The sequence below is a fragment of the Leclercia sp. M50 genome (assembly GCF_037150775.1).
Classification (GTDB): Bacteria; Pseudomonadota; Gammaproteobacteria; order Enterobacterales; family Enterobacteriaceae; genus Enterobacter.
Genome location: NZ_JBBCPK010000065.1, coordinates 19497 through 27031, shown reverse-complemented (window position 1 = coordinate 27031; position 7535 = coordinate 19497). Strand labels below are relative to the sequence as shown.

Annotated in this window: 7 protein-coding genes; 5 read left to right on the top strand and 2 right to left on the bottom strand. The window is 56.2% G+C overall.

Features of this window, described 5'->3' with window-relative positions:
• From pabB to WFM46_RS15950, 4 genes are all read left to right on the top strand, one after another.
• Nucleotides 1-644, top strand: a 644-nt coding sequence (gene pabB / locus WFM46_RS15965; RefSeq protein ID WP_336997994.1) for an aminodeoxychorismate synthase component I, incomplete at its 5' end; no start/stop codon positions are given.
• A 3-nt stretch (nucleotides 645-647) separates the two neighbouring features.
• Nucleotides 648-1226, top strand: a complete 579-nt coding sequence (locus WFM46_RS15960; protein ID WP_103180020.1) for a CoA pyrophosphatase — start codon at nucleotides 648-650, stop codon at nucleotides 1224-1226.
• A gap of 183 nt (nucleotides 1227-1409) precedes the next feature.
• Entirely contained in the window at nucleotides 1410-2774 is a 1365-nt protein-coding gene (sdaA, locus tag WFM46_RS15955; protein WP_103180021.1) for an L-serine ammonia-lyase, read from the top strand.
• Nucleotides 2775-2938: 164 nt separating this feature from the next.
• Complete coding sequence (locus tag WFM46_RS15950; protein ID WP_336997993.1) at nucleotides 2939-4531, top strand: EAL domain-containing protein; 1593 nt, start codon at nucleotides 2939-2941, stop codon at nucleotides 4529-4531.
• On the opposite strand, the gene yoaE is transcribed toward WFM46_RS15950, so the two are convergent.
• Together yoaE and WFM46_RS23860 are read right to left on the bottom strand one after the other, a co-directional pair.
• Nucleotides 4532-6091, bottom strand: coding sequence for a CNNM family cation transport protein YoaE (gene yoaE, locus WFM46_RS15945; RefSeq protein ID WP_103180023.1), 1560 nt, complete (start codon nucleotides 6089-6091; stop codon nucleotides 4532-4534).
• Nucleotides 6079-6237, bottom strand: coding sequence for a protein YoaL (locus tag WFM46_RS23860; RefSeq protein ID WP_371413849.1), 159 nt, complete (start codon nucleotides 6235-6237; stop codon nucleotides 6079-6081). Before WFM46_RS23860 ends, yoaE begins: the two co-directional genes overlap by 13 nt.
• 317 nt (nucleotides 6238-6554) lie before the next feature.
• On the opposite strand from WFM46_RS23860, the gene manX reads away from it, so the two are divergent.
• Complete coding sequence (gene manX, locus WFM46_RS15940) at nucleotides 6555-7532, top strand: PTS mannose transporter subunit IIAB (RefSeq protein WP_114314650.1); 978 nt, start codon at nucleotides 6555-6557, stop codon at nucleotides 7530-7532.
• The last annotated feature ends 3 nt before the right edge of the window (nucleotides 7533-7535 follow it).

Sequence of the window (7535 nt, the reverse complement as noted above, 5' to 3'; positions counted from 1 at the left end):
CCTTCAGCGCCTTTTTGCGTCTTGAAGAGGGAGCGATCCTGAGCCTCTCCCCGGAGCGTTTTATCCACCTTGCGGAAGGCACCATCCAGACCCGTCCCATTAAAGGCACCCTGCCGCGGCTGACGGATGCCGAGGCGGATCGCCAGCAGGCTGAGAAGCTCGCCGCCTCGCCGAAAGACCGGGCGGAAAACCTGATGATCGTCGATCTGATGCGCAATGATATTGGCCGGGTGGCGGAGCCGGGAAGCGTGCGGGTGCCGGAGCTGTTCGTGGTGGAGCCCTTCCCCGCCGTGCATCATCTGGTGAGCACCATCACCGCCCGCCTGCCGCAAGCGCAGACCGCGTGCGATCTGCTGCGCGCCGCGTTTCCCGGCGGGTCGATCACCGGCGCGCCAAAAGTGCGGGCGATGGAGATCATCGACGAACTGGAGCCGCATCGCCGGAACGCATGGTGCGGCAGCATCGGCTATATCAGCCTCTGCGGCGGCATGGATACCAGCATCACCATTCGAACCCTGACGGCGGTGGAGGGGCAGCTCTACTGTTCCGCAGGCGGTGGCATTGTGGCTGACAGCCAGGCCGGGGCGGAATATCAGGAAACGTTTGATAAAGTGAATCGTATTCTGCAACAACTGGAGTGCTAACTGGTGAATATCGACGATCTGACCCTCGACCATTTTTTATCGCGTTTTCAGCTGTTGCGCCCGCAGGTGAACAGCACGTCGCTGAACCAGCGTCAGGCGGCAGTGTTGATCCCGGTGGTGCGCCGGGAGCAGCCGGGCCTGCTGTTGACCCGGCGCTCGGCGAAGCTGCGTAAACATGCCGGTCAGGTGGCCTTTCCCGGCGGCGCGGTGGACAGCACCGACGCCTCATTAATTGCCGCCGCCCTGCGTGAAGCCGAGGAAGAGGTGGCGATCCCGCCGCACAAGGTCGAGGTGATTGGCGTCCTGCCGCCGGTGGACAGCGTCACTGGTTTTCAGGTTACGCCGGTGGTGGGGATTATTCCGCCGGATCTGCACTATCACGCCAGCGAGGACGAAGTAGAGTCGGTCTTTGAAATGCCGCTGGCGGAAGCCCTGCGTCTGGGCCGTTATCATCCGCTCGATATTCATCGCCGTGGCCACGATCATCGGGTGTGGCTCTCCTGGTATGAGCATTATTTTGTCTGGGGCATGACGGCGGGAATAATTCGTGAGCTGGCGCTGCAGATCGGCCTGAAACCTTGACTATACTTTACATTCGCCTCTTTTTTGCGCCTTTGCGATCGGCCTCCCGCTATTAGTTTATCAGGCGTTAATCATTAGTTTAATTCATGTGAATAGTTAAGCTGACGACAGGGTTCCCTCTTACACTATGCGAAGTTATTACATCGTTACTGGAAACCCGGTAACCCTGTCAGGAGTGTTAAAGTGATTAGTATATTCGACATGTTCAAAGTGGGGATTGGTCCCTCTTCTTCCCACACTGTCGGGCCGATGAAGGCCGGTAAACAGTTCGTCGATGACCTGGTCGAAAAAGGATTACTGGATAGCGTTACCCGCGTGGCTGTAGACGTTTATGGTTCACTGTCGCTTACGGGTAAAGGCCACCACACCGATATCGCCATTATTATGGGTCTGGCCGGGAATATGCCGGACACCGTAGATATTGACGCCATTCCGGCGTTTATTCGCGACGTGGAAACGCGCGGTCGTCTGCTGCTGGCGAATGGCCGGCATGAAGTTGATTTCCCGCAGGACGACGGCATGCGTTTTCGCAGCGACAACCTCTCCCTGCATGAAAACGGGATGCAGATCCACGCCTTCAGCGGCGAGAAAGTGGTCTACAGCAAGACCTACTACTCCATCGGCGGCGGCTTTATCGTCGATGAAGAGCATTTCGGCCAGGACGTCACGGGCGACGTAAAGGTGCCTTACCCGTTCAAATCGGCGACAGAAATGCTGAATTACTGCAAGGAGACTGGCCTGTCCCTCTCCGGCATGGTGATGCAGAACGAGCTGGCGCTGCACAGCAAGAAAGAGATTGAAGACTATTTCGCCAACGTCTGGCAGACCATGCGCGCCTGTATCGATCGCGGTATGAATACCGAAGGGGTACTGCCTGGCCCACTGCGCGTGCCGCGTCGTGCCTCTGCCCTGCGCCGGATGCTGGTCACGACGGATAAGTACTCCAACGATCCGATGAACGTGGTGGACTGGGTCAACATGTTTGCCCTCGCGGTGAACGAAGAGAACGCCGCCGGTGGCCGCGTGGTGACCGCGCCAACCAACGGTGCCTGCGGGATCGTTCCGGCAGTGCTGGCCTACTACGATCACTTTATCGAATCGGTAAGCCCGGATATCTATATTCGCTACTTCCTCGCCGCAGGCGCGGTGGGTGCGCTGTATAAGATGAATGCCTCCATTTCCGGCGCTGAGGTTGGCTGTCAGGGTGAAGTGGGCGTGGCCTGTTCCATGGCGGCAGCCGGTCTGGCTGAGCTGCTGGGCGCCAGCCCGGAGCAGGTATGCGTGGCCGCCGAGATCGGCATGGAACATAACCTCGGTCTGACCTGTGACCCGGTTGCCGGTCAGGTGCAGGTGCCATGTATTGAGCGTAACGCGATTGCCTCCGTAAAAGCGATCAACGCCTCCCGTATGGCGATGCGCCGTACCAGCGAACCGCGCGTCTCGCTGGATAAGGTGATCGAAACCATGTACGAAACCGGTAAAGATATGAACGCCAAATACCGCGAAACGTCCCGCGGCGGTCTGGCCATTAAGGTGCAGTGCGACTAAGACGCTGAAAGCGCTTCTGCGACTTTCGTCTTTCATGCTTTAAACGCCCATCTGATAGGGATGGGCGAATTTCATCCCCTTTCCTCGTTACCTGAAATAATGCCGACTACACTAGCCAGGTTGCCACGGGCATCTGCGCCAGTGGCTCTTCGGGTGACCGTGGCATGCAAACAACGCACAGGATAATTAAAAATTATCACCGCAAACGGGTAATCGTTTGCCTCCTGCTGTCCCTTTCCACTCTCGTTTGCACGCTAATTATCGGCTTTATTTCACAGCGCAATTTAAATCAGCAGACCACCGTGGCCTTTGTCTCCCATGCTGTCGATACGCTGGATAAGATCCTGCAACCGCTGGAGACGGGACGCGAGGTGGTACAACCGCTTATCGGCCTGCCCTGCGTGGAGGTCAACTTTTTACTGCGCAAGCACGCCGCCTCCCTGCAAACCGTGCGCTCAATCGGCCTGATTAAAGACGGCATTCTCTATTGCTCAAGCATGTTCGGTGACCGCGATATCCCCATCAGCCAGTTTCAGCCCCTGCTGCCCGCCGCGCAGCCCTTACTGCTCCTGACCACAGACCAGCCGCTGATGAAAGGCAGCCCGGTGCTGATCCAATGGTATCCGGCGCCCGGCCAGAGTGAGGATGGCATCATGGAGATTGTGAATATCGATCTTATCGCCCGGATGCTGCTGGAGCCCCAGTTGCCGCTCATCAGCGACGTTAACCTCAGCGTCGGCGGTAAGTACCTGAACCATGAGCGCCAGCTTTCGGACAGGCTGGTGACAGACGCTGGCGACAACGTTTACCAGCAGGCTTCCCTCAACTTTCCTTTCATCATCACCGTCAACGGCCCGGGGCTGACCGCGCTGGCGCTGAAAAATCTGCCGTCGCAGCTGCCGCTGGCGGTGATATTCAGCATGCTGGTGGGGTATATCGCCTGGCTTGCCACCGCCAGTCGCATGAGCTTTACCCGGGAGATCAACTTTGGCCTGGCCTCCGGTGAGTTTGAGCTCTTTTGCCAGCCGCTGATCGATGCCAAAAAACAGGATTGCGTCGGCGTGGAAATTCTTCTGCGCTGGAATAATCCGCGGCAGGGGTGGACCGCCCTGGATATTTTTATTCTGCTGGCGGAGGAGCATAATCTGATTGTCCCCCTCACCCGCTACGTGCTTATTGAAACCGTCCGTCATCTGGCGATGTTTCCTACCGCGCCGGGCTTTCATATTGGGATTAACGTCGCAGCCAGCCATTTCCGTGACGGCACTCTGCTTCACGACCTGAATCGCGTCTGGTTCAGCGCCGAGCCCGCGCAGCAGCTAGTCATTGAATTAACCGAGCGCGATACCCTGCTGGAGATGGACTACACCATGGTAGAGGCGTTACATCAAAAAGGGGTGAAGCTGGCGATTGACGATTTTGGTACCGGGAGCAGTTCGCTTTCGTGGCTGGAGAAACTCAATCCGGAAGTGCTGAAAATTGATAAATCTTTTACCGCCGCCATCGGCACGGATGCCGTCAACTCAACGGTGACAGACATTATTATCGCCCTGGCTCAGAGACTGAATATTGAACTGGTGGCTGAAGGGGTGGAAACCCGCGACCAGGCGAGCCATCTGCGCCTGCACGGGGTGGATATCCTTCAGGGATTTTTGTACGCGCGGCCGATGCCACTGCGGGATTTCCCGCAGTGGCTGGCGGAGAGTTCCCCTCCGCCAGCCTCTCATAACGGCGATATGATGCCGTCGGCTCCGTAATTACTCTTCTTCGTCGTGGGCGGACTGTTCTTTAACAATGCGCACCAGATCAACGCGGTAATCGTTGGCGGTCACGATGGTTATCTTCAGCGGCGGCAGCTCAAGCACATCACCGGCTCGCGGAATTTGACCGTTCACGGCAATCACCAGACCGGCCACCGTCGCGATATCTTCATCGTGGTTGGTCAGGTGTTCCAGCCCCAGCGTATGTTGCAGGGCATGCAGATCCGTGGTGCCTTTGACCAGCCAGCCATCATTATCGTTAACGATCTCCGGCGTTTCGTCGGCATCCGGGAACTCACCGGCAATCGCTTCAAGAACATCCAGCGGCGTAACCAGACCCTGCACCACGCCAAACTCGTTGGTCACGATAACAAAGCTACCCCGGGCACGGCGCAGTACGCCAAGCAGATTGATCGGGTCGAGCGTTTCCGGCACCACGATAGCAGGCGATGCGGCGGCAATGGCCTCAACGTCCACGCCCTCTTCCAGTGCCACCAGCATCTCTTTGGCACGAACCACGCCGATGATCTCATCCAGCTCGCCGCGACACACCGGGAACAGGCTGTGCGGAGAGGAGAGCAGCTGCTGGCGGATTTCCGTCACGCTCAGTCTGGCATCGACCCAGCTGATTTCACCGCGCGGGGTCATGATGCCGCGCAGGGAACGCGAGGCCAGGGACAGCACGCCGTTAATCATATAGCGCTCTTCTTCAACAAAGGCGCCTTCCGGAACCGGCACCGGGACATGGTTATCGCTGTCCTGCTGTGCTTTGGCTTCGCGGCGGCCACCCATCAGACGCAAAATCGCATCAGCGGTCCTGGCACGCAGCGGCTGGTTCGACTGCTGGCGAATAAAGTTGCGACGGGCAATCTGGTTAAACAGCTCTATAATGATGGAGAAACCAATTGCGGCGTACAGATAGCCTTTCGGAATATGGAAGCCGAAACCTTCTGCTACCAGGCTCAGACCGATCATCAGCAGGAAGCTCAGACAGAGCACCACCACGGTCGGATGCTGGTTAACGAATCGCGTCAACGGCTTCGAGGCGAGTAGCATCACCGCCATCGCGATGATCACGGCCGCCATCATCACCGGCAGGTGATTAACCATACCGACAGCGGTAATGACCGCGTCGAGGGAGAAGACCGCGTCCAGTACCACGATTTGCAGTACCACTACCCAGAAGCTGGCATAGCCTTTACCGTGTCCGTCGTCGTGCTGGCGGTTTTCCAGCCGTTCATGGAGCTCGGTTGTGGCTTTGAAGAGCAGGAATATCCCCCCCAGCAGCATGATCAGGTCGCGCCCTGAGAAGGTGAAGTTGAAGGCAGTGAACAGCGGTTGCGTAAGCGTAACCATCCATGAGATCACCGACAGCAGCGCAAGACGCATAATCAGCGCCAGCGACAGACCGATTAAACGTGCTTTATCACGTTGTTTAGGTGGAAGTTTATCCGCAAGGATCGCGATAAACACGAGGTTATCGATACCGAGAACGATCTCAAGTACCACCAGCGTGAGCAATCCTACCCAGATTTGCGGGTCCATTAAGAATTCCATGACAAGCTCCTGCTAAAGGAATGGCAAAACGGCGCCGCGAAAAGGTCGGGCGAAGCGGTAAAGAACGTAAACAGTGAGTGGCGCGAATCGCCGATAAGGCTGGCCAGAGCTGGCCGGGTGTGTGACTGGCGTCGGTGACGGTCCATACAGTGGGCTACTGCCCCATACTCCTGACAATTAAACGGATGGTAAACATATCAGAGACCTGAGCTCTTTGGCAAAGATTTACTTTCCTTTGCAAACAGATGTTTCCGTGCTTTTTTTGATCACAGAAATATCTCATTGGCTTAGGCTAAATTACGGATCTTCATCACATAAATTATTTTTTCGATGTCTAAAATAAATCGCGTAAGTCTTAGTTAATTGAACTCTAACCCTTATCTGAATCGATTCGTTCTTTCGAAGATGATCTCTAATGCTCCTCTCACCCGGGGGCATTAACGATAATAAAAGGAGGTAGCAAGTGACTATTGCTATTGTTATAGGCACACATGGTTGGGCTGCAGAGCAGTTACTTAAAACTGCAGAAATGCTTTTAGGCGAACAGGAAAACGTCGGTTGGATCGATTTCGTTCCCGGTGAAAATGCTGAGACGCTGATAGAAAAATATACCGCTCAACTGGCAAATCTGGATACCAGTAGCGGCGTGCTGTTCCTTGTTGATACCTGGGGCGGCAGTCCATTTAACGCGGCAAGCCGCATTGTGGTTGATAAAGAGCAGCATGAGGTTGTTGCCGGGGTTAACATCCCCATGCTGGTCGAAACGCTGATGGCCCGTGACGACAATCCAAGCTTTGACGAGCTGGTTGCCCTGGCCGTCGAAACCGGTCGTGAAGGCGTGAAAGCGCTGAAAGCGAAACCTACAGAAAACGTCGCTCCGGCGGCGGCCCCTGCCCCGGCTGCTGCCCCGAAAGCCGCCGCCCCGCTTAAGCCGATGGGCCCGAACGATTACATGCAGATTGGCCTGGCGCGTATCGACGACCGTCTGATTCACGGCCAGGTGGCTACCCGCTGGACCAAAGAGACCAACGTCCAGCGCATCATTGTGGTCAGCGATGAAGTCGCCGCTGATACGGTTCGTAAAACTCTCCTTACCCAGGTGGCCCCGCCGGGCGTAACCGCGCACGTGGTGGATGTCGCCAAGATGATCCGCGTTTACAACAACCCGAAATATGCGGGTGAGCGTGTGATGCTGCTGTTTACCAACCCAACGGACGTCGAACGTATTGTTGAGGAAGGGGTAAAAATCACCTCCGTGAACATCGGTGGTATGGCTTACCGTCAGGGCAAAACGCAGGTGAACAATGCGGTGTCGGTGGACGAAAAAGATATCGAAGCGTTCAGGAAACTTAACGATCGCGGGATCGAGCTTGAAGTCCGTAAAGTCTCTACCGACCCGAAACTGAAAATGATGGATCTGATCAGCAAAGTGGCGAAATAAGCC

Coding starts and splice junctions, on each gene's coding strand:
- WFM46_RS23860 (WP_371413849.1), bottom strand. CDS start 6,237: ATGGACCGTCACCGACGCCAGTCACACACCCGGCCAGCTCTGGCCAGC.
- yoaE (WP_103180023.1), bottom strand. CDS start 6,091: ATGGAATTCTTAATGGACCCGCAAATCTGGGTAGGATTGCTCACGCTG.
- WFM46_RS15950 (WP_336997993.1), top strand. CDS start 2,939: ATGCAAACAACGCACAGGATAATTAAAAATTATCACCGCAAACGGGTA.